This window comes from Streptomyces sp. NPDC093598 (assembly GCF_044764825.1).
GTDB lineage: Bacteria > Actinomycetota > Actinomycetes > Streptomycetales > Streptomycetaceae > Streptomyces.
The window spans coordinates 188,917-212,788 of sequence record NZ_JBIWIV010000005.1; the positions used below are offsets into that span (position 1 = coordinate 188,917).

At 71.1% G+C, this 23,872-nt stretch carries 17 protein-coding genes; 8 read left to right on the forward strand and 9 right to left on the reverse strand.

Going from position 1 to position 23,872, the window contains the following annotated elements; genetic code table 11:
* Window positions 1–89 precede the first annotated feature (89 nt).
* The gene (locus ACIRDU_RS19495; protein WP_403581085.1) at window positions 90–764 is read right to left on the reverse strand and encodes a CBS domain-containing protein; all 675 of its coding nucleotides are present in this window, start codon (window positions 762–764) and stop codon (window positions 90–92) included.
* A 218-nt stretch (window positions 765–982) separates the two neighbouring features.
* Between ACIRDU_RS19495 and ACIRDU_RS19500 the strand changes: the two genes are divergently transcribed.
* Window positions 983–1,333, forward strand: a complete 351-nt coding sequence (locus tag ACIRDU_RS19500) for an HGxxPAAW family protein (protein ID WP_403581088.1) — start codon at window positions 983–985, stop codon at window positions 1,331–1,333.
* 195 nt (window positions 1,334–1,528) lie between these two features.
* On the opposite strand, the gene ACIRDU_RS19505 is transcribed toward ACIRDU_RS19500, so the two are convergent.
* Both ACIRDU_RS19505 and ACIRDU_RS19510 read right to left on the reverse strand, forming a co-directional pair.
* Window positions 1,529–2,602 carry an ABC transporter permease gene (locus tag ACIRDU_RS19505; RefSeq protein WP_403581090.1) on the reverse strand — a complete coding sequence of 358 codons (1,074 nt, stop codon included), beginning with the start codon at window positions 2,600–2,602 and terminating at the stop codon, window positions 1,529–1,531.
* 353 nt (window positions 2,603–2,955) lie between these two features.
* The gene (locus ACIRDU_RS19510) at window positions 2,956–3,429 is read right to left on the reverse strand and encodes a hypothetical protein (RefSeq protein WP_403581092.1); all 474 of its coding nucleotides are present in this window, start codon (window positions 3,427–3,429) and stop codon (window positions 2,956–2,958) included.
* Window positions 3,430–4,104: 675 nt separating this feature from the next.
* Here ACIRDU_RS19510 and ACIRDU_RS19515 point away from each other — a divergent pair.
* Window positions 4,105–6,948 (forward strand): LuxR C-terminal-related transcriptional regulator, encoded by a 2,844-nt coding sequence (locus tag ACIRDU_RS19515; protein ID WP_403581094.1) that lies wholly within the window; start codon window positions 4,105–4,107, stop codon window positions 6,946–6,948.
* Between the two features lie 102 nt (window positions 6,949–7,050).
* Complete coding sequence (locus ACIRDU_RS19520; RefSeq protein WP_403581097.1) at window positions 7,051–7,776, forward strand: hypothetical protein; 726 nt, start codon at window positions 7,051–7,053, stop codon at window positions 7,774–7,776.
* Window positions 7,777–7,936: 160 nt separating this feature from the next.
* On the opposite strand, the gene ACIRDU_RS19525 is transcribed toward ACIRDU_RS19520, so the two are convergent.
* Complete coding sequence (locus ACIRDU_RS19525; RefSeq protein ID WP_403581099.1) at window positions 7,937–8,716, reverse strand: helix-turn-helix domain-containing protein; 780 nt, start codon at window positions 8,714–8,716, stop codon at window positions 7,937–7,939.
* A gap of 289 nt (window positions 8,717–9,005) precedes the next feature.
* On the opposite strand from ACIRDU_RS19525, the gene ACIRDU_RS19530 reads away from it, so the two are divergent.
* Window positions 9,006–9,290 carry a hypothetical protein gene (locus ACIRDU_RS19530; protein WP_403581102.1) on the forward strand — a complete coding sequence of 95 codons (285 nt, stop codon included), beginning with the start codon at window positions 9,006–9,008 and terminating at the stop codon, window positions 9,288–9,290.
* Between the two features lie 362 nt (window positions 9,291–9,652).
* Entirely contained in the window at window positions 9,653–11,092 is a 1,440-nt protein-coding gene (locus ACIRDU_RS19535) for a serine/threonine-protein kinase (RefSeq protein WP_403581103.1), read from the forward strand.
* Between the two features lie 316 nt (window positions 11,093–11,408).
* Here the strand turns inward: ACIRDU_RS19535 and ACIRDU_RS19540 are convergent, their stop codons facing one another.
* Window positions 11,409–11,867: an SRPBCC family protein gene (locus ACIRDU_RS19540; protein WP_403581105.1), complete on the reverse strand. Its 459-nt coding sequence runs from the start codon at window positions 11,865–11,867 to the stop codon at window positions 11,409–11,411.
* 150 nt (window positions 11,868–12,017) lie between these two features.
* Complete coding sequence (locus ACIRDU_RS19545; protein WP_403581107.1) at window positions 12,018–14,543, reverse strand: AMP-binding protein; 2,526 nt, start codon at window positions 14,541–14,543, stop codon at window positions 12,018–12,020.
* A gap of 322 nt (window positions 14,544–14,865) precedes the next feature.
* Here ACIRDU_RS19545 and ACIRDU_RS19550 point away from each other — a divergent pair, with 322 nt between their 5' ends.
* From ACIRDU_RS19550 to ACIRDU_RS19560, 3 genes are read left to right on the forward strand one after another with little or no spacing between them, the layout of a single operon-like run.
* Window positions 14,866–15,912: an iron ABC transporter substrate-binding protein gene (locus tag ACIRDU_RS19550; RefSeq protein ID WP_403581109.1), complete on the forward strand. Its 1,047-nt coding sequence runs from the start codon at window positions 14,866–14,868 to the stop codon at window positions 15,910–15,912.
* 38 nt (window positions 15,913–15,950) lie between these two features.
* Window positions 15,951–17,546: an ABC transporter permease gene (locus tag ACIRDU_RS19555; RefSeq protein ID WP_403581111.1), complete on the forward strand. Its 1,596-nt coding sequence runs from the start codon at window positions 15,951–15,953 to the stop codon at window positions 17,544–17,546.
* Window positions 17,543–18,601, forward strand: coding sequence for an ABC transporter ATP-binding protein (locus ACIRDU_RS19560; protein WP_403581112.1), 1,059 nt, complete (start codon window positions 17,543–17,545; stop codon window positions 18,599–18,601). The genes ACIRDU_RS19555 and ACIRDU_RS19560 overlap by 4 nt, the downstream gene beginning before the upstream one ends.
* Before the next feature lie 204 nt (window positions 18,602–18,805).
* On the opposite strand, the gene ACIRDU_RS19565 is transcribed toward ACIRDU_RS19560, so the two are convergent.
* From ACIRDU_RS19565 to ACIRDU_RS19575, 3 genes are all read right to left on the reverse strand, one after another.
* On the reverse strand, window positions 18,806–20,560 hold the full coding sequence (locus ACIRDU_RS19565) for a S8 family peptidase (protein ID WP_403581254.1): 1,755 nt from the start codon (window positions 20,558–20,560) through the stop codon (window positions 18,806–18,808).
* Window positions 20,561–21,269: 709 nt separating this feature from the next.
* Window positions 21,270–21,689 carry a hypothetical protein gene (locus ACIRDU_RS19570; RefSeq protein ID WP_403581114.1) on the reverse strand — a complete coding sequence of 140 codons (420 nt, stop codon included), beginning with the start codon at window positions 21,687–21,689 and terminating at the stop codon, window positions 21,270–21,272.
* Window positions 21,690–22,287: 598 nt separating this feature from the next.
* Window positions 22,288–23,688, reverse strand: coding sequence for an NAD(P)-binding domain-containing protein (locus ACIRDU_RS19575; protein WP_403581116.1), 1,401 nt, complete (start codon window positions 23,686–23,688; stop codon window positions 22,288–22,290).
* Between the last annotated feature and the right edge of the window lie 184 nt (window positions 23,689–23,872).

A 23,872-nucleotide genomic window follows, 5' to 3' on the forward strand; every position in this document is an offset into this window, starting at 1 on the left:
CCGCAGGTACGAGCACTCACCGGCGCGAGCGCCCGTCCGCACGCCGCACGGAACAGACCCCTGCACGATCTTCCCCGGGGCGTCAGGGCTCAGGCGGAGCGGGCCGGCGGCTCCAGCGGTCCGTCGAGGCCAGCTGCTCGTAGCGGCCGGAACTCCACGGCCACGACCCCGTCGACGTCGCGGCACATCTCCTCCAGAACGGGGGCCTCGGTCCGGGAGGAGAGGAGCCCACTGAGCACCACGTGGCCGTTCGTCACGTCCACCTGCACGGCGGAGGGAGCCTCGCCCAGCGCCTTGACGAGGACCTCCTCGACGATCTCCCTACGGATCGCCTGGTCCGAGCGCAGGAACACCCGTAGCAGGTCGCTCCTGCTCACCACACCGATCAGGCGGCCTTCGTCGTCGACGACGAGGAGCCGCTTGACGCCGTGCCGTGCCATCACCCGGGCCGCGTCGACCACGCTCCAGTCCTCCCGCGCGCACAGAGCCGGTGACGTCATCAGCCCGGCCGCGTCGGTGGCCCGGGCCTTGGCCGGTCGCAGGAGCCCATCGACCTCGTCCGCGCCGTCCTCCGGCCCGCCCCCCATCTTGTGCAGGAGGTCGGCCTCTGACACCACGCCCCTCGGACGCTCCTGGTCGTCCACCACGGGAACAGCTGTGATGTCGTACTCCTGCAACAGATGGGCGATCTCCTTGAACGGCGTACCGCCCTGGACCCGGACGACCGCGTCGCTCATCAGATCGCGCACCTTCTGGTGGCTCATCGGGCGTTCCTTTCTCACCACTGTTGCAGAAGGAAGTGTTCGGGGGCGCCTTTGTGACGCCCCTGACTCCCCTCCTTCAACCTAGCCGGACGTCATGGCGTGCCGCAGAGCGAAGCCGCCGTCCGCAGAGCACGGATTACTCATGAACCGCCCGCTCATGGCTGGAACCGTCGTGTACCGGTACAGGAATCGGTGTCAGAGCAGGAGAGCACGAGAGCATGAGCGCGCACGGCGATGTCGACATGGGTCACACGGTCGCGGGATGGACCGGCACGGCCCTCGCAGTGCTGGGAAGTGCCGCCACGGGCGCGGGCATGTGTCTGGGCTCGGCGGTGGTCCTGGGAGGCGGTGTGGGCACCATCGTGCTCTCCGTGTTCCTCACCTGGATCCTGCATCTGACGGGGTGGGGCAAGCCCCCCGGGCCGCGCCCCCGGGCCGAGTGGGACTGGCGGGTCAGGGACTCCATGGCCCAGCACCACGACTGCCTCGGTTGCCGGATGGCGGGGCGTCGTCGTGCCGCACCGGTGCCGGCCGCGGATGCCGAGGAATCGGCCCTCGCCCGAGTCTGACGACCGCCGGCCCGGTCACACGTCGCCGCCCCGCACGAGGACTTTCCTCGGGCGGGGCGGCGATCGTTTCGTGGGTGCCGGTGCATGTCGTGTGCCAGGACGACCAGCAGGCTGTCGATGGAGCAGCGATGGCATGGTCAGCGGTGTGCCCGCGTCCGGGCCGGACGCGGGCACACGGGTGGAGGCACGAGATGCTCAGCGGACGGCGGTGAGGTGCTTCGCCCTCCCGGCCCGGGCGTTGGCCACCACGAGCAGGGTGAGCCCGAGGGAGGCCCAGGCAAGCAGCACGGCCAGGGGGCCGGTCGATCCGGCGCCGTCGAAGAAGCTCGTCGACCGCAGCAGTGAGGCACCGGAGCCTGGGGGCAGCCACTGGCCCAGGGCGCCCCACGGCTCGGGCAGCATCTCCGGTGCCGTCGACACGCCGGACAGCGGGTTGCCCAGCAGGAGGACGGTGACGACGCCCAGTCCTGTGCCCCGGTGACCCAGTGCCGTGCCCAGCCCGGCCATGGTGACGGTGATGGCGAACACGACCAGGCCTACGGCCGACGCCTCGGCCAGGTAGTCGCCGTCCAGGGCGCCGATCCAGCCGTGCACGACGGCCGTGGTGCACAGCCCCGCCGCCACGGCGAACGTCGCGGCCGCCACCAGCCGGTTGCGCAGGCCGGTGACCTTCAGCGCGATGAGGATGCCGCCGATCAAGCCGGTGAGGATCAGGGGCAGCAGCGAGGAGGAGAAGGCCGCGCCGCGCGGGTCCCTCTCCGGGGCGGCCCGGACGTCGTCGACGGTGACGGGCTTTCCGCTCCGCTGCTCGATCTCACCGGCGATCTGCGTGAAGGCGGCCGTCACCGCGGCGCTTGCTGCCGAGGAGACCAGAACCTTGGGTCCGGCCGGGTCGGCGACGATCGCGGCGTACGCGTCGCGGTCCAGGATGGCCTCCCGGGCGGCCTTCTCGTCCTCGAGGACGGTCGTGTCGAACGCGCCGGGCTTGGCCTTCGCCATGTGGTCGTCGACGGCTGCCACGGCCTGGCTCTGGCCGGCGAGCACCACCGGGACGTCATGCGGCGCCGTCCTCGCGTTCGGCCAGGCGAAGGCGATGACGACGACGAGCTGGACGACGGCGAGCGCGAAGGCGATGACGACGGCGAGCTTGAGGCCCGACGGGCCGTGGCCGCGCCGCGCGCCTGCGCCGCCGTCGCCGTTCCCGGCGTGGGCACCGGGCTCCGGCCCAGCGGGGCCGCCGCCCGTGGAGAGGGGTGCGTAAGGGGGCATGGTTCCTCCAAGGAGTGGTGCGTCCTCCGCCGGTGCGGAGGGGGAAGGTGGAGCAAGGGGCGAACGGTGCGGGCGGCGAGCGCCGTGAGGCGCTGCTCCCACCTACGCGGCAGCCGCTTCGCTCAGCACAGCGGGAAGGGCATGCGAGCGGCGCCGGGCGCAACCCTGCACTCTGGGGCGCGGCCCGGCCGACGTGACCGTCGCCGAAGTCAGTGGTTCTCGATCGAGGACGTCCACGCGGCGGGCGGCAGGGCGTGGACGCCGGGCGGATGGGCGACACCGTCGGTGTGCATCCAGCCGACGGCGGAGACCGTCAAGCGGCCGTCAGGTCGAAGGAGTTGAGGCTGTCGCCGTCACGCGCCGCGAGGTTGACGAGGTGGCCGCCGGAGACGAGCAGGATCTCGCCGCCGAAGGGGCGGTGGCTGGTGATGCGGGGCAGCACCTCGGTGCCGGTGCCGAGTACGTCGAGCGCGATCGTATGCGGCGATCAGGCGCCGCTCGGCGGATGCCTCCGCGACGAGCACGATGGTGCCCAGGGAAGTGGCGGCGCGCGCGAGGCCCGAACCGACCTCGCCGTGACCGACGACCACCACCACGCTGCCGTGCAGCGTGAGGTCGGTGCGGCTCATGAACGCCTGCCAGGTGCTGATGCCCACGGCGTGCCGGTTGTGGACGTTGTTCTTCAGCGGCACGCGGTCGAGGTCGACGACGACAGGCCGCAGGCCCACTCCGCGTAGCCGGGTGATGCCGGTTCGGGTCACCTCGATGGCGGCGCAGAGCCCGGCGTAGCCGCGTGCCGCCGCTGCCGAGGTGAGGTCGGCGCCCATCTCCAGGGCATGGGTGGGACCCCACTCGAGGCAGGCCTCGGCCGCCGCCGAGGCAGTGGCGGTGTCGCATGCCGTCCAGATCGGGCAGCTGCGCGGCGGTCGCGGCGGTGAGCCACATCTGCCTCCGGCTCCAGGCGTGCCGCCGGGGCAGGGGGATGCTCCGCCATGCCGAGGGGTGTGTGGCCATCGGGTTGCTCCTGTGGGACCGCGGGTGTGCCGACGGCCGCGAATCGTGTGTGCCTGGGAGCTTCCAGACCGAGGCGGCTGTCGTCCGTCGAGTCCAACGTAGGTGCGGGGGAGCGGGGGCAAATCAGCAACTGTTACTCAACGTGCCGACTTCCCGTGCCGCCGTCCCGGCAGGGCACGTGCGGCGGCCGACGGCGGCCGGCCATCCGGCGCGCCGAGCGCCAGCCGCTCCGGCCGGCGTCGTAGAGCTGCGCGACTCGGACCGTGAGCAGTGGCTGAGCGGGCAGGTGTGAAGTTGCCGGCCAGAGGCGTCTCGCGTCGACGTCACCCTTGAGATGCGCGTCCCGGTGGCCCAGCCTCGTCGCCCCGGCCGGGGCGACGAGGTGAGGACCCGAAGAGTTCCGGCGCGGCGCGGCGTATCGCACAGGACGCCACCTCCCGAGAAGGCCCCACCCAGCCCGGGTCCCGGCTCCCGCCCATAATGGGCGCATGGCTGGTGTCCTGCTGGACCGGGACGAGGACGTGGCCCTGCTGCGACAGGGCGTGAGCGACGCGGCGGCGGGCGGACACGGGTTCTTCGCGATCTCGGCACCGGCCGGGATGGGCAAGACACGACTCCTGAAGGAGGCCGAAACCCTGGCCCGCGAGGCGGGGCTGCGCGTGCTGTCGGCCAGGGGGTCGGAACTCGAACGCGAGTACTCGCTGGGCGTCGTGCGACAGCTCTACGAACCGTTGCTGCACTCCTGCGACCCTCGTGACCGGGAGCGGTGGCTCGCCGATGCTGCCCGACCGGCCGGATCCCTCCTGGGCGCGCCCGGGACCGACGAGAGCGCGATGTCGGGGGAGTTCGCCGTCCTGCACGGGCTGTTCTGGCTCACCTCGAACCTCTGCCAGGACGGTCCGGCCGCCCTGGTCGTGGACGACCTGCACTGGGGCGACGAGACTTCCCTTCGCTTCCTTGCCTATCTGCTGCCGCGCCTGGCGGACCTGAGACTCCTGATCGTCGCCGCATTGCGCCCCGACGAGTCCGGCGCCGCCCAGCACCTGATCGATCTGCTTCTGTCCGATCAGGAATGCAGGCTCCTGCACCCCGCGCCCCTGAACGCGGCAACCGCCGCCCGCGCCCTTGCGGCCTGGTTCGGCCGGGAACCCGACGCTGCCTTCACCGGCGCGTGCCACGAGGCCACCGGGGGCAACCCGCTGCTCCTCGCCGAACTCTCCCGCGCCCTGATCGCCGAGGGACTGCCACCCGTGGCGGACACCGTGCCCCAGGTCGAGAACCTGGGCTCCCGCGCCCTGCAACGCCGGGTGGCACGGGAACTCGGCCGCCTCCAGCCGGACTCGGTGCGCCTCGCCCGGGCCGTGGCGGTGCTCGGTCCCGGGGCGCACCCGGCACACGCGGCGCGGCTCGCGCGTCTCGAACCGGCGCTCCTGGGCCGGTACCTGGCTGAGCTGCACGCCGCGCATCTGCTGTCCCCGCCGCAGCGCAGCGAGCCCACCGAACCTCTCGACTTCGTGCACCCCCTGGTCCGCGCCACCGTCTACCGCACCACTCCTCCCGCACAGCGCGCCGACCTCCACGCGCAGGCGGCGGCCCTGCTCACCGCGGCCGGCGCCAGACCCGAACAGGCCGCCGAACACCTGCTGTACGTTCCTCCCACTCAGGACGCGGAGACCGTCACCGCACTGCGCGCTGCCGCCCGGCACGCGCTCGGCACCGGAGCCGCCGAAGCCGCCCTCACCTATCTGCGCCGCGCCCTGGACGAGCCCCCGCCGCGGCAGGAGCGTATCGCCGTGCTCACCGAGGCCGGCACCGCCGCCTTCCTCACCGATCTGCCCACCGCCAAGCGCTACCTGGACGAGGCGGCGGAGCTCGCCCGGGACCCCCAGGCCCGGGGGCGGCTGGCCACGATCCGCGAACTCGTCCACCTGGTGGGGATGCAGGACCCCGCTCACACCGTCGCAGGTGTGCACGAAGCCCTGGAGGGCCTGCCGGACGAGGAGGACGACCTGCGCAGGACCCTGGAGGCGATCCTGCTGGCCGTCCCCTTGGTGACCCCGGGCTGGACGGAACTGCTGGAGCAGCTGCCCCGGCTGCGGGCGCTGACCCCCGGTCGGACTCTGGGTTCCCTCGCTCTCGACGGCATGATCGCCATCTGCGACGCCTACGCCGGTGATCCGGGCTGCGTGGACATCTCCCGGCGGGTCGTCGCCGATCCACGGGTGCGCCAGGCGGCGGCCGGCGGCGCCTTCCTCTTCATGAACGCGGCCTTCCCCTTGGTGGTGCACGACCCGGACGAGGGCATGGCAGCGTGCGAGGCGCTCGTCGCCGACGCCCGCACCACCGGTTCGCTGCTGTCGCTGTCCGCCCTCCAGGGGTTCAGAGGGCTGGCCTGGCTCCAGCGCGGGGACCTCGCGGAGGCCGCCGACGACCTGAGGGAGGCGCTGAGTCTGGCGATGACGGCCCACACCCCCATGCAGCAGTACGCGGTCACCGCATGGCTCGCCGAGACACTGCTCGAACAGGGGCTGGCCTCGCGGGCGGAAGCCGTCGTGGAACAGGCACTTCAGCCCTCCCAGGACAGCGAGAACCAGGCATACGGGTTCCTCCTGTATGCCCATGCGTCGGTCCTGTACGCGGCCGGCAGTGCAGAGGCGGCCCTCGAAGCGGTCCTCGAGGCCGGCGCGGACTTCACCGGCAGCGGCGGACAGAACCCGGCCATCCTCCCGTGGCGCTCGCTCGCCGCGTCGTGCCTGCACGCACTGGGCCGTACCGATGAAGGCCTCCGCCACGCGCGACGCGAACTCGACCAGGCACGCAGATGGGCCTCACCCCGTGCAGAGGGCAGAGCCCTGCGGACGGTCGGCCTGCTCACCCCCGGCCGCCAAGGGATCCAACTGCTGCGGGAGGCCGAGCAACTGCTGCGCCCGTCCTCGGCACGGCTCGAACACGCCAAGACCCTGGTGGCACTCGGGGCAGCCGTCCGCCGGTCCAACCAGCGGTCCGAGGCACGTACCCTGCTCGCCGAAGCCATGGAACTCGCGCACCGATGCGGTGCCCCGCTCCTGGTCGAACACGCCCGCACCGAACTGCGCGCCGCCGGCGCCCGCCCCCGTACGCCCCGGCGAACAGGACCCGAGGCGTTGACACCCAGCGAGACCAGGGTGGCGCGCATGGCGGCGACGGGGCTCACCAACCGTCAGATCGCCCAGCAGTTGTTCGTGACGACGAAGACCGTGGAAGTGCACTTGTCGGCCGTCTACCGCAAGTTGGGCATCAACCACCGCAGTCAGCTGTCCATCGCCGACCTCACCGAAAAGACCGGGGCGTGACGGGGCCCCCACACAGGGGAGTAGCGATCACTCTCGGCGGCTGACAGGGCCTCCAGAACACTCGGATCGCACGGTAAGAGCGATTCTTCGAAGGAAGTGTTCATGACTGCGATGCGTGGCCGACCCCGCAGGCGTGGGCGCCGCATCATCATCGGCGTGGCGAGTGCCGCGCTGGTCATGGTGACGGTCCCCGCGTTGACCCATGCGACCGAAACGTCCCGGCCGCAGACACCCAGCCGGGACGAGGGGAAGAAGGAAACGGGACGGGGCTGGGTCGAGGAGTCCTTCTTCGCCGAGGTCCCCAAGGACGGCGTCTTCGAGACGCACCGCGGCGACCTGCCGTTGGCCGTCTTCCCGGAGGGCATTGCCAAGTTCACCGAGCCGCGCTTGCAGAACGCCTTCGCACTGGGCGCCAAGCTCCGCGACAAGCACGGTGAGGTGGTCGGATTCTCGACCGAGATCGAGGAGGTGCTCCCGGAGACCGACTTCGAGTCGGGGAAGCTGCTCACGCACACCGTGTGGACGCTGTTCTTCCCCGGCAGGGGCACCCTCGTCCTCGACCAGATCGAGGACTCCTCCGAAGTCGCCACCAAGGTGTTCAAGCCCGCCCTCGACAGCGGCGAGCCGTGGACCGGCACCCTCGACGCCGTGACCACGGCGGGGCCGCGGGCGGACGGCAAGGGGGTCATCATCGGCGGCACCGGGGACTTCAAGGGGGTGCGCGGAACCGGCATCGAAGTCGCGGGCCTGCGACGCTTCGACCCGGCGACCGGCTCGCTCGAGGGAACCTTCGAGCTCCGCTTCCGCTACCACCGGCCCGGCCGCTGACGCCGCGCCCGGCCAAGGTGTGGGGGGGGGACCATGACTCCTGTGCGCCGCCGCAGGGCGCGACTGCACCGCAGCCGAACGCGAGGTGCTACCTGAGAGAGCCCCGTCCAGCCGCCCTGCTAGCGCTAGCAGGGTCGTACGGTTGTCGCCGAGGCCGGGCCTAGGCGACGCACGAGGGCAGGACGGTGGTGAGCTGGGTCAGATGGTCGGGGTGGACGCGGATTCCGGGGAGCCAGAGGCGCTGTCCGTTGTGTGTGACCTGGATCCAGATGCTGGTGTGTTTGTGGTTCTCGTCGGTGACGGTGACGCCGTTGGCGATGGTGCAGCGGGCTTGGAGGAGGTCGCGGTGCCAGACGCGGCCGGCGGAGTTGGTCGTGGTGTAGGGGCGGTAGGGGTTGTAGGCCAGTGACAGGGCGCATGTATGCGTGCGGGGTTTCTGGCATGCCTTCTCGACGTTGTGGACGACGACGCCGGCACTGCCGCTCGAGCTCGCGCCGGCCGCCGCTCCCTGCGCGGGCACGGCACCGGGACCGTCTTGCAGGGGGAGGAGGAGCAGCAGTCCCGTCGCGAGTGCGCCCGCGGCGACAGCGGCAGCGGCCGCTGTGACGACCCGACGCCGGGACCACGGCCCGTGCAGCCGGTGCCAGAGGGCGCGGCGAGGGAGGGGTTGGGGACCGGCGGCTCCGACGCTGTCGGCGGCGGCCGGCGTCTCTAGGTGGGCGGGGTTGGCCGCTTCCCAAAGGGCCCGGTACTCGGCAGGGTCTGCCCCCAACGCCCTGCACAGCTCCCGCACCACGGGCCAGGTCGGCACCGTTTCGCCACGGAAGTAGCGGGAGAGGGACGAGTCGCTGATCCGAACCTGAGCCTCCAGGCTGCGCAGGGGGCGCCCGGATCGCCGCTGCAGGCTGCGCAGGGCGTCTCCCAGCTTCCGTGCTGCCACGCGGGACTCTGGTGGTCGGCCGGTCATCGATCAAGCCTTTCCGCAAGGGGGGAACAGCGTCCCGCCAGCTGTCCCATGTCCCGGGACGGGCATGTCCCAGCAGGTCAGGACTGTATTTATCCCGACATCGGTGAAGCAACCGGGATCTGGTTGTAGGGCTGCAGTTTCCTGCGCAAACTCGGCATACCGGCTGAGCGGATCACCCCAGAGGGTGAGCGCACCGGCACTCGTGGCCGTGCCGATGGATCTCGCACGGACCGCCTCCAACCCCTACGGAAGGATCTTCACCATGCGTGTACGCACCGCACTGTCCGCCTTCGCAGCCATCGCCGTGGTCGGACTGGGCAGCCTGGGCGCGGCAGCACCGGCCGTCGCCGCACCCGCCGCGGCATCCCACCGGGTGTCCGCTGTCCAGGCGGCCGACGGCCTCGACATCCACCGCGGCAAGTACATGACCCTGAGCGGCTGTCAGACCGCCGGCCAGCAGGGCATCGACCGCGGTCACTGGGACCGCTATCAGTGCGCCGAGGGCAACATGTGGCCCTGGAAGTGGAACCTGTGGACCAACCGCTGAGAACGTAGCGCTGCCGGTGGCCTCCTCCGCTCACGCCGGTCGAGGCCACCGACGGCCCAAGCCGCCAAGTCGCCCGAGCCGTCCGCTCGGCGGCAGTCGCACCGAAGGTCCAGGACCGCTCATGCGCCCGCCGCTCGCCCAACAGGAGCCGGAACCGCTCGCGGCACCCGCCGCCCTCTGATGCCTGGCGCCGACCAAAGCTCCACACGTTGTCCCACCGGGTGCTCACCGTCCGGCCGGCCGGGTCAGGCAGGACATCCCCCCACCGTTGTGCAAGCGGCGGATGAGTGGGTACCTGCGTTCGGCGGCCCGTCGACGACGGGCCTTTGAGCGGTGCCAGTGTGCGGAGTGGGGAGATCAGGGTGGGATTGCGCGAGGTGCGGGGCGCCCGGGCTTTTCGAGGCTGTGCCCGGATTCTGGCGGGCCGCTACCGTCTGGATGCGCTGATCGGTTCGGGTGGCGCGGCTGACGTGTACCGCGGTGTCGACCTGCGGCTGCGGCGGCCGGTTGCCGTGAAAGTCTTCCGCGCCGGGACCGGCTTCGACACGGAGGAGGCTTTCCGCAGGGAGGCCGTGATCCTGGCCCGGTTGCAGCATCCGGGACTGGTGACCGCCTTCGACGCCGGACACCATGACGGCGATGCCTTCCTGGTCATGCAGCTGATCGACGGACGTACCCTGAAATCTCGCATCGCCGAAGGTCCCCTGTCGTGCGAGGCTGCGGCTGCGCTCGGCGCGGCATTGGCCGAGGCATTGGCCCACGCCCACGAGGAGGGGATCGTCCACCGGGACGTCAAACCGTCCAACATCATCCTGGACGCCTCCGGCCGTCCCCATCTGACGGACTTCGGCATCTCCCGGCTGCTGGATGCGACCACCCGCACCGCTACCGGCACCCTGACCGGCACCGCGGCCTATCTCTCCCCCGAACAGGTGCTGGGTCGGCCCGTCGGCCGGCCCGCCGACATCTACGCTCTCGGCTTGGTCCTCCTCGAAAGCCTCACCGGTCGACTCGAATACGACGGCGGCCCTTTGGAGGCCGCCATAGCGCGCCTGCACCGCCGGCCCGCCCTCCCGGACTTCCTGCCCGACGGCTTCGCCACCCTCCTTCGGGAGATGACCAGCCTGGAAGAACAAGCTCGCCCCACGGCGTGCGACTGCGTCCGAGCTCTGGCCCTTCTCTCCGGAACGAGCGCAGTGAACCCTGCTGCGTCCGTTGCCCGGCCCGCGCTCAGTGCCATACCTCCCACAGCCGCGGACCACCCCGACACCACACACCGGAGCTGGACGCCCGCCGCGAAAGCGCTTCGAAGCTCCAGCACCTCAACGGCCCTCCCTGAGGGGGCGTCTCGGTCCACCTCGATACGCGGCCGCCTCCGAACGCGCGGGGCGGCGGCTGCGTTGGCCGCCCTTCTCGCCGCCGGCCTGGTGGTCACCGACGGCTCCTCACACCACGATGCCGCAGACGAAGCGGCGCCGGAAGCGGCCCCGTCCACCCCCGAACCGGCTGCCCCTTCCCCGGACGCCGCCGCTCACCACGACGACACGCCTTCCGCATCGGCGACCCCGCCTTCGCGCACCCCCTCCGCCTCTGGCCGCCCGCTGAGTGATTCCGTCCCAACGCGCAACGTTCAAGCGCCCTCTGGCAGCGCAGAGCCCGCCACCCACCCCGCCTCTGCTCCCGGCACCCCTGAGCGGGCCGCGGCCAAAGCAGTCGCGAAAGACAGGGCAAAGGGCCCCGACCAACCGTTGGGCCAAGCGCGAAAGAACCAGAAAGGCAAGCAGAAAGCACATGCCAAGTAGGGGGAGGACTTGGTCGACGCCGATCAGGTCGCTCGGCGGCTCAGCCTCGATACCGCCCGCGAGGCCAGGCTGTGGCAGAAGCCGCCGCCCACCTCGTCCGCAGCGAGTACGAGCCCGACGCCATCACCGGCCTTCGTTCACACGGGCTGCCGCACAGGCCCTACGTGAGGGTCATCGACCAGGTGCCGAAGCCGACTGGCCCTTCGCCGGCAGGCCGGTCCCTGCCGGCGCACCGAACGCCACCGCTCAGCATTCACGCGGCTGGTGACGATTCAGTTTCTGCTCGAACATGTTGGCGATCATGTCAGGCGTACGATCAACGCGGCTGGATCGCCGCTTCGGCCGCTGCCTTGATCCGGGCACCGAAGGCAGGGGCATCCTTCCGGGCGGCGGTGAGCGCCAGGCCGACGAGCAGCTTGCCGAGTCCGTGGCCCTCCAGGACGTTGTAGAGACGGACCCGCGTCCTGCCGTCGGCCAGCGGCTCCAGGTCGTAGCCGCCTTCGGCGACCGCCACGCTGTTCTTGGACACCTCGGTCCACCGGATCCGCGCCGGGGCTTGGAGTTCGGTGATACGGAACTCCCTGGCTGTCTTCACCCCGGCGTCCTTGACCGTGCTGCGGAACACCGTTCCCACGGCGGTCGGGGTCTCGGGAACCCGCTCGATCCTCAGCACACGGGGGCTGAACTGTGGATCGTTGCGCCCGTCGGCGAGGTAGTCGAACACTGCCTCGACGGGCCGGTCGATCTCGACGGTCGCTTCGAACTGTCCTGACATGAGCGCTCCTCGATCACTTGGTCCGCACGGACGCGAAGGGCCGTCAGTCCGTCCTGCCATAGCGGCATCGAGACCCTACGGGAGCGCCGGACATCCCGCGAGGCGACAAGCAGGGTCACCAGGATGTGGACGAGGTGGGCGGACCACGTCTCAACCGTTCCGTGCCGCTCCCGGGGTGAGGGGCGCGCCGAGAGCGGAGGGCCTCATGACGGCCTGCAGCGATGAAGGAAGCCTGGCCGCCAGGCGGGTGGCCACTGCTCCGTACGCCACACCGCATATCAGGGAGACGAGCAGGGCCGACACCGGGGAGTGGTCCCGCAGGTGGGGATAGACGTGGAAGTGCGTCAGGTAGATGTAGAGCGAGCTGCCCGCCAGGACGCCCGCCAGCCGGTTGACCGGGTCGATGCTGGGCAGAGTCGGCACCCAGAGCAGCAGGACGAGGCCGCCGAGGACGATCGATGTCCGCAGGGTCTGCTCCCCGGGGAAGAGGCCGGGCACGGTGACCAGAGCGACCGCGGTCAGCCCCAGCCGCTGTCCCGCCGTGCGGGCCTGAGCCGCCGCCCAGCCCAGGGCGAACAGGAAGAAGACCACGGTGGGGCTCAGGTGGAAGCGGACATGCGCGAGGCCCCAGGGGTCATAGCGGCCGACGAGTCCCAGGGCGACCAAGGCCAGGGCGAAGCCGAAGGGGTTGCGCCGCTCCGTCCGGTGCAGCCAGGGGATCATCAGCAGAACCGCCAGCGCGGTCAGGAAGTAGACCAGCGCTTCGACGAACCAGTAGCGCCACTCCGGGTCCGAATTGTCCTGTTCGAAGAGGCTGTTGGCCAGGACGACGTTGGCCAGGTCGTATTCGCGGGTCAGCAGCAGTGCGAAGGCGATCCACACCATGCTCGGAACGGCGATGCGCGCGATGCTCCGCCCCATCCTCCGCAGGCGCTCCCGGCGTTCGCCGACGGAGAGGTGGAAGCGTGCGAAGTTGTATCCGGCGACGCCGAGCAGTACGTGGGCGCCGCCTTGGACGAGGAAGACGGGGATGTGCGAGCCGACGACGAGGACGATGCCGGCCGCCCGCAGGGCGATGCCCGTCTCCAGTTTGCGCCGCAGCCCGCGCCGCGGGGTGACCTCGGGCGTGCGCCGTGCGGTGTCCGGGGCCCGCAGCCGGCGGATCGGCGTGGTGTGCCAGCCGTCGGGCAGCGTGCCCAGGGTTTGCTCCAGCCGCAGCGACATCTCGACGTACGAGAGGGAGTCGCCGCCCAGACTCACGAAGCTGCTGTCCTCGGTGACGTCGGTGCGGTCGAGAATCTCGGCGTAGAGGGCACATAGGTCGCCGTTGCCCGCGGCCGGTGGCGAGGACGGCGCCCGGCGAGCCAGGCGTCGTACGGCCTCGTAGTCGGTCTTGCCGGAGGCGAGCCGTGGAAGCTCGGACACCAGCCGCACCCGTATCGCGCGCGGCGGCAGACCGCAGCCTTCGGTCACCAGCCGCCGGACAGCCGCCGCGTCGGCATCCGCCGTGCGGGCCGCGACGACGGCCAACGCGTCGTCATCACCCGCGCACGCGGCATGGATGCCGTGCTTTTCCAGCACTGCCTCGACCCGGTGCGGGTCGATCCGCAGACCGAGGATCTTGATGAAGCGGCTGCGCCGCCCCACTATTTCGTACAGCCCGTCGGGGGCGCGCCGGGCGATGTCCCCGGTGGGCAGCTCCTCCAGGGTGCGGCCGAGGGCGAGGTCCGCCGGGGTCTCGGCGTAACCGAGCATGACGTTGGGGCCCGAGTAGACCAGTTCCCCGGTGTCGGGCGATGCGATGCCGTCGACCGGCCGCAGCCGGAAGGAGCCTCCGGGGATCGGTACGCCGATGGCCTCCGGGCGCTCCCGGGCGAGCGCCGGGGGCAGATAGGCCATGCGGGCCGTTGCCTCGGTCTGCCCGTACATCACGAACAGCTCCCAGCCGGACCGTCGGCCCAACTTGGCGAGTGCAGCGACTCGTTCGGGTGCCAGGCGGCCTCCGGCCTGGGTCACGCAGCGCAGGTGGGGGAGTCGCATGCGGGCGAAGCCGACTCGGTCGAGCAGGTCGAAGGTGTACGGCACCCCGGCGAGCGAGGTGCCGCGGGCCGCGCGGAACTCCTCCCAGAAGGCGGTGTCGGCCACCGACCGCCCGGTGAGGATCAGTCCGGCGCCCCGCAGCAGATGGCTGTGGATGACGGACAGGCCGTAGCAGTAGTGCATGGGCAGGGTCGTGGCCGCGCGGTCGGTCTGACGGATGTCCAGGTAGGTGGCTATGGACTCGGCGTTGGCCTGGAGGTTGTCGTGCGAGAGCCGGACCAGCTTCGGTGAGCCGGTCGAACCGGAGGTGCTCAGCAGCAGCGCGAGATCGGGGTGGAGGGTGTGGGTGCTGGTCCGGCGCCGCTCGTCGAGGGTCCAGGTGCCGTGCTCGTCCGGGCGTGCGATGACGTCCGGGTCGTAGGCGGCCGTCAGGGCGTCGAGGGTGCCGGTGCTGTCGCCGGGGACGAGCAGGACGGGGTGGCCGGAGGCGAGGGCCGCGAGGTGGACCACGAGGGCGTCGGCCCGGTTGGCTCCGGCCAGCAGTACGAGGCGGCGCGTGGGGCCGAGGCGTTCGGCGGTGGCGGCGACCCGTTCGGCGAGCGCCCGGTAGGTGACCTCGCCCGATGGCGTGATCAATGCGGTGCGATCACCGTGCGCCGCGAGGTCACGCGCGAACGGCACCCCCAGTCCGCGCGCGGGCGGCTGTGGAGACGAATTGGGGGCAAAGCGCGGAAGTGGCGAGGTCAACGGGACCTGGAGGGGTCGGGGGAAGTCGATCACGGGCGCGCGACCTTTCTGCGGCAGCGTCCGCAATCAGCACAGATCCCTTGACGGTTAGGCAAGCTTTACCTTATTCATAGCATGTTCACAGTTGGCTTGAAAGCATCGCTTCGCCGCTCGCTGATCCGACGACGCGACCCCCGCGGCGTACCGGCGAGCCACCAAGGAAGGCACACACATGCGACGCCCCTCGGCTCGCCGGATCACCGCGCTCGTCGCGGCCGGCCTGCTCCTGCCCGTCCTCGCCGCCTGCGGCTCCGGCGACGACAAGGGCGGCTCCGCCGAGGGCGGCGACTCCGCCCTCGTCATCTACTCCGGGCGTAACGAGAAGCTGGTCAAGCCGATCCTGGACAAGCTGGAGAAGGCCGTCGGCGCCAAGGTCGAGGTGCGCTACGGCGACAGCGCCGAACTGGCCGCACAGATACTGGAAGAAGGCGACCGCACCAAGGCCGGACTGTTCTTCTCGCAGGACGCCGGCGCCCTGGGCGCCCTGTCCAAGGAGGGCATGCTCGCGAAGCTGCCGCAGTCGAGCCTCGACGAGGTGGACGAGGCCTACCGCGGCGGGGCGGGCGACTGGGTGGGCCTGTCGGGGCGGGTGCGCGTCATCGCCTACAACCCGGACAAGGTCGCCGAGGACAAGGTCCCGGACCGGGTGGTCGACGTGATGAAACCCGAGTGGAAGGGCAAGGTCGGCTTCGCCCCCACCAACGCCTCCTTCCAGGCCTTCGTCACCGGCATGCGCGTCCTGGAGGGCGACGACGCCACCCGCGAGTGGCTCAAGGGCCTGAAGGCCAACGGCAAGGTGTACACCAACAACCTCGCCACTCTCGACGCCGTCGAGTCGGGCGAGGTCTCCCTCGGCCTGGTCAACCACTACTACTGGTACGAGCGGGTCGCCGAGAAGGGCGAGGACAAGGTCGACGCCGAGCTCAAGTTCCTGCCCGGCGGGGACCCCGGCGCGCTCATCAACGTCGCCGGCGTCGGCATCCTCAAGGACAGCGGCCAGGCCGGGACCGCCCAGAAGGCCGTCGACTACCTGCTCTCCAAGGAGGCGCAGACCTACTTCGCCGACACGACCAAGGAGTACCCGCTGGCCGCGGGCGTCACCAGCAACGTCGACGGCCTGCCGTCGTTCGACTCCCTGGAGTCCCCGGACATCGACCTGGGCGAGCTCGAGTCCCTCCAGGAGACGCTGGCCATGCTCCAGGACGTCGGACTGGTCTGAGGAAGCATGAGAAGACCGGCAGAAACCCTGAGCCCGACGTGACCGCAACGGCATCCGGAGGCCGCCCGGCCGGAGCACCCGCTCCCGCCGGGCGCCGGCGCGTCCGCAAGGCGGACGGGGCATCCGCCGGCCGCAGACCTCCGCGGGTCCTGCTCGTCCCCGCCTGCGTCGCGTCCCTGTTCGCCTTGCTGCCCCTGGGCTACCTCGCGGTCCGCGCCTTCGAACGCGGCCCGCGCTACGCCTGGGACGTCGTCGCCGACGAGCGGACGCTGCAACTCCTCACCCGCAGCCTCGGTCTGACGGCCGTCGTCGTGTCAGCCTGCCTGGTGCTCGGAGTCTCCCTGGCCTGGCTGACCGTACGCACGGCCCTGCCCGGGGCCCGCGCCTGGTCGGTGCTGGTCACCCTGCCGCTCGCCGTGCCCAGCTACGTCGCCGCCTTCGCCTGGCTGGCCGCCGCGCCGCGGACCGCCGGATTCACCGGGGCCGCGCTCGCCCTGACCCTGGTCAGCTTCCCCTACGTCCACCTCCCGGTCGCCGCCGCACTGCGCGGTATCGACCCGGCTCAGGAGGAAGCCGCCCGCTCCCTGGGACACGGACCGATGCGCACCTTCCTGGGGGTCACGCTGCCTCAGCTGCGTCCGGCCGCCGCGGGCGGAGCGCTGCTCGTCGCGCTGTACGTGCTCTCCGACTTCGGCGCCGTCTCGCTGATGCGCTACGACACGTTCACCCGGGCCATCCACACGTCCTACCGCGCCTCCTTCGACCGCACTCCCGCCGCCGCCCTCAGCGTTGTACTGGTGGTGATGACCGTGGCGCTGGTCGCCGCGGAGACCCGCACCCGGGGGCGCGCCGGCCACGCCCGGACCGGCGGAGGTACCGCCCGCCCGGCCGTCCCGGTGCCCCTCGGACGCTGGCGGATCCCCGCCCTGGCCTGGTGCACCACGCTGGTGGCCGCGGCGGTGGCGTTCCCGCTCGGTACCCTCGGCTACTGGCTGGCCGTGGGCAACTCGGCGACGTGGGACCTGGTCGCGCTCGCGGAGGCCGCCTGGACCACCCTCGGGGTCGCCGCGGCGGGAGCCGCCCTGACCACGCTGCTGGCGCTGCCCGTCGGAGTGATCGCCGCACGGCACCGGGGACGCGGAGCCCGGCTGCTGGAACAGGCCGCCTACGCCGGCCACGCACTGCCCGGCATCACCGTCGCGCTCTCTCTGGTCTTCTTCGCGGTGCGCTACGCCTACCCGCTCTACCAGCAACTGCCCCTGCTGATCGGCGCCTACGCCGTGCTGTTCCTGCCGGTCGCGGTCGCCGCCACCCGGGCCGCCGTGCTGCAGGCGCCACCCGTGCTGGAGGACGTGGCCCGCTCGCTGGGCCGCTCGCCCTTGCGGGTGCTGCGCGAGGTGACCGTGCCGCTGGCCGCACCGGGTGTCGCGGCCGGTGCCGCTCTCACCTTCGTGGTCTGCATGAAGGAACTGCCCGCCACGCTGCTGCTGCGCCCCACCGACGTGGACACGCTGGCCACCCGGCTGTGGACCGAGACCGGATCCGGCTCCTTCGCGGCCGCCGCGCCCTACGCCGCAGCCCTCATCCTTCTGGCCGCCGTCCCCTCCTACCTCCTGGGCAGGCACCGCACATGACCGACCACGGCAATGAGCTCCGCATCGAGCGGCTCACCAAGTCCTACGGCCCCCAAGCCCCCGTCCTGCGGGGCCTGGACCTCACCGTGCCGGGCGGGAAACTTGCCGCTGTGCTCGGCCCCTCCGGCTGCGGAAAGACCACCCTGCTCCGCATCATCGCCGGGTTCCTGCGCGCGGACGCGGGCACGATCGCCCTCGACGGACGCACCCTTGTGGGCCCTGCGGTTCACCTGCCGCCGGAACGGCGCCGCATCGGCATCGTGCCGCAGGAAGGCGCCCTGTTCCCGCACTTGACCGTGGCCCGCAACGTGGCGTTCGGGCTGACCGGTCTCGACCGCGGTGAGCGCCGCCGCAGGACGGCGGACATGCTCGACCTCGTCGGACTCGCCGGGTACGGCGACCGCATGCCGCATGAACTGTCCGGCGGACAGCAGCAGCGCATAGCCCTGGCCCGGGCCCTGGCCCCGCGCCCCGCACTCGTCCTGCTGGACGAACCGTTCAACGCCCTCGACAGCGCGCTGCGCGCCGGAGTCCGGGCGGACGTGCGATCCGCCCTGCGAGCGACCGGGGCCACGGCCCTGCTGGTCACCCACGACCAGCAGGAAGCCCTGTCCACCGCCGACCTCGTCGCCGTCGTGCGGCAGGGCCGTGTCGCCCAGTGCGATGCCCCCCAGGATCTCTACCGGCGCCCTGCCGACCCCTGGGTCGCCGGCTTCGTCGGCGACGCGGTGCTGGTCCCCGGAACGGTGCACGGGGGCGGCTCCACGGCCACCACACCGCTGGGGACCGTGGCACTGACGACGCCACCGCAAGGCCGGAGCACGGGCACGGTCGTCCTGCGCCCCGAGCAGCTGCAACTGACCGACGCGGACACGGAAGAGGCCGTGCGCGGCACGGTCAGGGACGTTTTCTACTACGGCCACGACGCCAAGGTGACCCTGGCCGTACAGGGCGTTGACGACCCGGTCGACGTTCGTGTCGCGGGGCCGCTGTCGGTGGTCCCCGGCCAGGAGGCCGCGATCCGCGTGACCGGCGAGGCGACACTGCATCCGTAGTTCCTGCCCCGGCGGCCTTCCGCGGACTCAGGGCAGCGCCGTCGGCGGTGCCAGGGCGGCCATCGGACCCCTCGGAGCGTTCCGGCCGGACGGCATGAACTCTGCGTCCCGTACGACGGCGCGGGTCTGCGGCCTCGCTCCCCGCGGTGGGGCGGTGATGCCGCCCTGCCGCGAGGAGCACCCGCACTCGGTGGAACCTTGCTGCTAGAAGGTGAGGTTCCAGGTGTCGATCCGCCCGGTGTCCTGTGTCGCGATGTCACGCACGCGAAGTCTCCACGTACCGGACGCGGTCTCCGACGAGGCGTCGACCGTGTAGGTCTTCACCACGTCGTCCGCGCTGTCGCCGTCGGCGAAGTCCTCCAGAGAGTAGACCGAACCGTCAGGGGCGACGAGCGACAGCACCAGGTCGCCGCGGTACGTGTGCTTGACGTCCACACCGACCTTCAGCGCGGCCGGGGCATTGCCCGGCACATCGGTCACGGTGATCGCTGACTCGACCGTGGCGTTGTCGGCGACGGTGATGTCGGTGGTGTTCTCGAAGTACCGTCCGGGTTGCGGCGCGCTGCCGCCGATGGCCTTCAACGCGTCGACCTGACCCTCCCCGAAGAAGGCGTTCTTCGCCGTGGTGCCGGTGCAGCGGCTGTCGGACGGGCACGCGGTGTCCGTGGCCTGGGTTCCCAGCCGCGCCCGGAGTTCGGCGGGGGTGGCGGCCGGATCGGCACTCTTCAGCAGCGCGGCGACACCGGCCACATGCGGCGAGGCCATCGATGTGCCGTTCATGTTCCCGTACTTGCCGCCGGGGAGCGTGGAGTAGACGCCGTAGGCCCCGTCGCCGCCCGGGGCTGCGACATCGATGACGTCCCGGCCGTAGTTGGAGTAGGACGCCTTGATGTTCCCGTTGCCCATCGCCGCGACGGTCACGACGCCCGGTAGCTCCGTCGGGATGTCGACGCAGGCGTTGGTGATGGTGCGGTTGACGGGGGTGGAGTCGTTCGGGCTGGAGCTGTCGGTGCGCTTGTTCGCCAGGTCGTAGTTGGAGTTGCCCGCTGCCGCGACCTGGAGCGAGCCCTTGCCCTCCGCGTACTCCTGCGCTCGGCGCACCCCTTCGATGATGGCCGCCTGGTCCGGGTCGTCGGGACAGTTGAACATCCACGGGTCCGTGTAATAGCTGTTGTTGGTGACGTCGAAGCCGTGGTCACCGGCCCACATGAAGCCGCAGATGGTGTTCTCGGCGAAGAACATGCTGGTACCCGGCTCGGCGATGCGCACAGAGGCGATCTTCACGCCCGGGGCGACGCCGATCACTCCCTTGCCGTTCTTGGCGGCGGCGATGGTGCCCGCCACATGTGTGCCGTGGGTGCCGACGTCACGCCAGGCGCCGGCTCGGGTGTCGGCCTTGCCGTAGGCGCAGGAGACGGAGTCCGCCGTGTCGAAGTTGGGCGCGATGTCCTGGTGCCGGTCGTCCACTCCGGTGTCGAGCACGCCCACCGTGACGGACGGCGAGCCGGTGCTGACGGCCCAGGCCTTGTCCGCGTTGATCCTGGTCATGTCCCACCGCGCGGTCTCCGTGAGAGTGGTCGGCGACTGCCCGGGAGCACTCGGCAGGGTGGGGGAGTAGGCGTCCGCGGGAACGTCCGAGGTGCGGGTCGCGCCCACCTTCTGAACCCCCGCGACGGAGCGCATCGTGGCGGCGAAACCGGCCGAAGAGGAGTGTGCGACCACGACGCCGATCGCGTCGTAGTGCGCGAAGACCGAACCGCCGTGCGTCGCGACGGCGTTGCGTACGGCCGAGGTGTCGCCGGGAGCGGTGATGACGAGGTAGGAGCGGGTGCCGGCGGCGGCCTGGGCGGGCGTGGCGGCGCGGGCCGCGGCCGGACCCGGCGGAAGGCCGGTGTCCACGTCCGCCGCGCCGGCGGGCGTGGCGAGAGCGAGGGCCGCTCCGACAGCGGCGACGGGCAGCAGCGAGCGTCTGAGACGGCGCTGGGATATGCGGGGGGTGGTCACAGCATCCTCCGAGAGCCCGGGGCAAGTGGATGGCGCCGACCGGGCCGTGGGTCGAACGGGTCGACGCAAGATTTCAGATGAGGGCATGACAAGGGAAGAGGGCTCGGCACATCAATGACCCAGCAGGACAAGTAGTTGACCACGCTCCGGATCCAGGATCTGCGACGGGCGAGGCACGGTGTGGGGGCGCGAACCGCGTCTACGCCGACCGTGCTGGTGAACCGAACGCGCCCTTGGCCGACCGTCACCGGGCGGTGACGAGCGGCTCCAGGGTGGCCCGGGGAACAGCTCCCGAGCGGGGCTCGACGAAGTGGCCACCTCGGCCGGCAGATCGCCGTCTGGCTCCGAGGCGGGCAACGAGTCCAGCCCGTGTGGCTACCGCAGCTGCCCCCACAGTTCCGTGCCCTGTGCGCCCCCGCAGGACGCGACTACTCCTCAGCCGAAAGGAAGCTGTTACCGGAGGGACCACCGTCGAAGCCGCCCTGCTGGCGGAGGTGCCCCGTGCGGCTGCATGCCAACGGGCCCTGCGATGTCACGCGCGCGACACGAGATCGGGGCTCGGCGACGCTCGACGTTGATCCAGGAGGGAAGGGGAAACGAGCCGGAAGTCCCGAACTGCTCAGGCGGGTTGGCAGGCAACAGCAAGGCAGTTCGGGTGTTTCGGTTACGGCCTGTCGAAGGTGAGACAGTTCAGGTGGTTGCGGGTGTCGTCCAGGCAGATGTACACGAAGTCCGCTCCGCCGACGACGTCTGCCGGCACGTTCACGGAGATGCCGATCGACGCGCCGCACACCGGCTTCGTGGTGCGTTCGCTCAGCCGTGTGTAGTTGGGGCCGCCGTCGGAGCGGTAGGCCGCAACGTAGGTCTTGCGGCAGCTGGATGTGCTGACCGACTTCTGCTCACCGGTCAGTTGGACGGACCTGTTGTACCAGGTCAGTTTTCCCTTGGTGTAGGTCTGGCCGTTGGGGACCGCGTAGTCACTCGTCGGATAGGTGACAGCGTTCGCCTGCCCGACGGGAAACAGGAACAGGGCAGCGGTTGCCAGTGCTGCAGAAGCGGTACGGCTTGTCGCGACAAGGTTCATGATTCTCCCGTGAGTTGATGCAGAGCCGGCCGGTCGTGAAAACGGTAGCCCTGCCACCGGCCTTATGCGGCCCGGTCGGCTTCGAGTCGACGAGGGCTTCGGCGTCACCCCCGTTTGTCGTGTACTGCGGGTACACGGAGCACGGGTGAGTTCCGGCACCGGGCGCGACTTCCGGCGTCTGCTGTCCGACCGTGTGTTCCTACGGTGATGGGACCTCGCTGGGGACTCTCAGCCACCACACGGACTTCGCCCGGGTTTCATCAGGCTGCTCACCCAGAAGCGATCGGCGAGACGTTCCCATCACCTCTGACCTGTAGTCGGGCGAGGAACTCCTTGGAGACAAGGCGCACACACTCTCTTGTTCGACAGCAGTGCAGTGCGCCGCCCGGTGTCTGACTTGACTGCCACCGTGCCGGTTCGCAGCGCCGCTTCCATCGGACCGCACGCGGCGGAAGGCCTGCAGCCAGGCGATGGCGCGTTGAGCCACGTACCGAGCAGCGCCGAGGCCGGAGCCATGAGGTCGGCCTCGTGCAGCGATGACCGGGTGGCAGGACGGGGGAGGCGTCTCGCGGCCCCCGCGTAGGAATGGCCGGGTCGGTCACGAGCCGCAACATCCGCCCGTCGAAGTCTCTTCGGCCACCCCGGCCGGGGCGGGGGCGCCGAGCTGGACGAGCTGTGGCGCGGGCGCGCAGCAGCCGCCGCCGTCGGCCTCCTGGACGTCAGAGGCGTCGAAGAGACCGGCGCCGCCGCAGACTCCCGTCTCCGGGAGGGTGAGTTCGACGCGGTCGGCGGAGTCGAGGTCGCCGGCGATAGCAGCGGCGACCGAGCGGACCTGCTCGTAACCGGTCATCGCCAGGAAGGTCGGGGCGCGGCCGTAGGACTTCATACCGACGAGGTAGAAGCCGGCTTCCGGGTGGGACAGCTCCCGGTGGCCGTGCGGGTAGACGGTGCCGCAGGAGTGCTGGTTGGGGTCGATCAGCGGAGCCAGCTCGACGGGCGCCTGGAGACGCTCGTCGAGGCCCAGGCGCAGCTCGTCCAGGAACGAGAGGTCAGGGCGGAAACCGGTGAGCACGATCACCTCGTCCACCGCGTCCGGGCGGCGTCCGTCCTCGCCGACCAGGACCACGCGCCCGTCGGTGTCGCGCTCGATCGCGTCGGTACGGAAGCCGGTGACCGCGTCCGCGTGTCCCTCGTCGACGGCGGCCTTGGCCGCCAGACCGAGCGCGCCGCGCGCCGGGAGCTGGTCGGCTTCGCCGCCGCCGAAGGTGGATCCCGAGATGCCCCGGCGCAGGATCCACACCCCCTTCGTCCCCACACCGTCGTCGGACCTGGCGAGGTCGGCGAGGTAGGCGAGGGCGGTGAAGGCGGAGGCGCCGGAGCCGATGACAGCGATCCGCTTACCGGCGTACCGGGCGCGCACGGCCGGGTCCTTGAGGTCCGGGACGCGGTAGGTGATCCGGTCGGCCGCGGTCTTCTCGCCGAGGGCGGGCAGCCCGCTGCCACCGGCAGGGCTGGGCGTGGCCCAGGTGCCGGAGGCGTCGATGACCGCGCGGGCGAAGACGCGCTCCTCATGGCCGTCGGCATGGGCGATGTGCACGACGAACGGCTGCTGCTCGCGGTCGGCGTCGACGATGCGGTCCCGGCCGGCCCGGGAGACGCCGGTGACGGTGGCGCCGAGGCGGACGCGGCCGCCCAGGATGTCGGCGAGCGGCTGCAAGTAGAGGTCGGCCCAGTCGCCGCCGGAGGGATAGGTGGCGGGGTCCGGCCGCGTCCAGCCGGTGGGAGCCAGGAGCTTCTCGGCGGCCGGGTCGACGACTTCGCCCCAAGGGGAGAACAGACGCACGTGCGACCACTCCCGCACGGCGGCACCGGGCGTTCGGCCGGCTTCCAGGACCAAGGGCTCGATGCCCTGGTCGACCAGGTGGGCGGCGGCAGCAAGGCCGACGGGTCCGGCCCCGATCACGACAACGGGCAGCTCGTTGATGGCGGGCGCGTTCACAGCGACTCCTCGCGTGTTTCGACATCTGTCGATAGCTTGCGCGGCCCAGCATGGCACTTGTATCGATGAGCGTCAACATAGACGTTCATCGAAACCGGATCGTTGATGGAACACTTCGATGTCGCCGTGGGCGGCGGCGGTCGGTCGTGATTCGCCATCGCCCGCGCCCAGCTGTGCCGCGGTT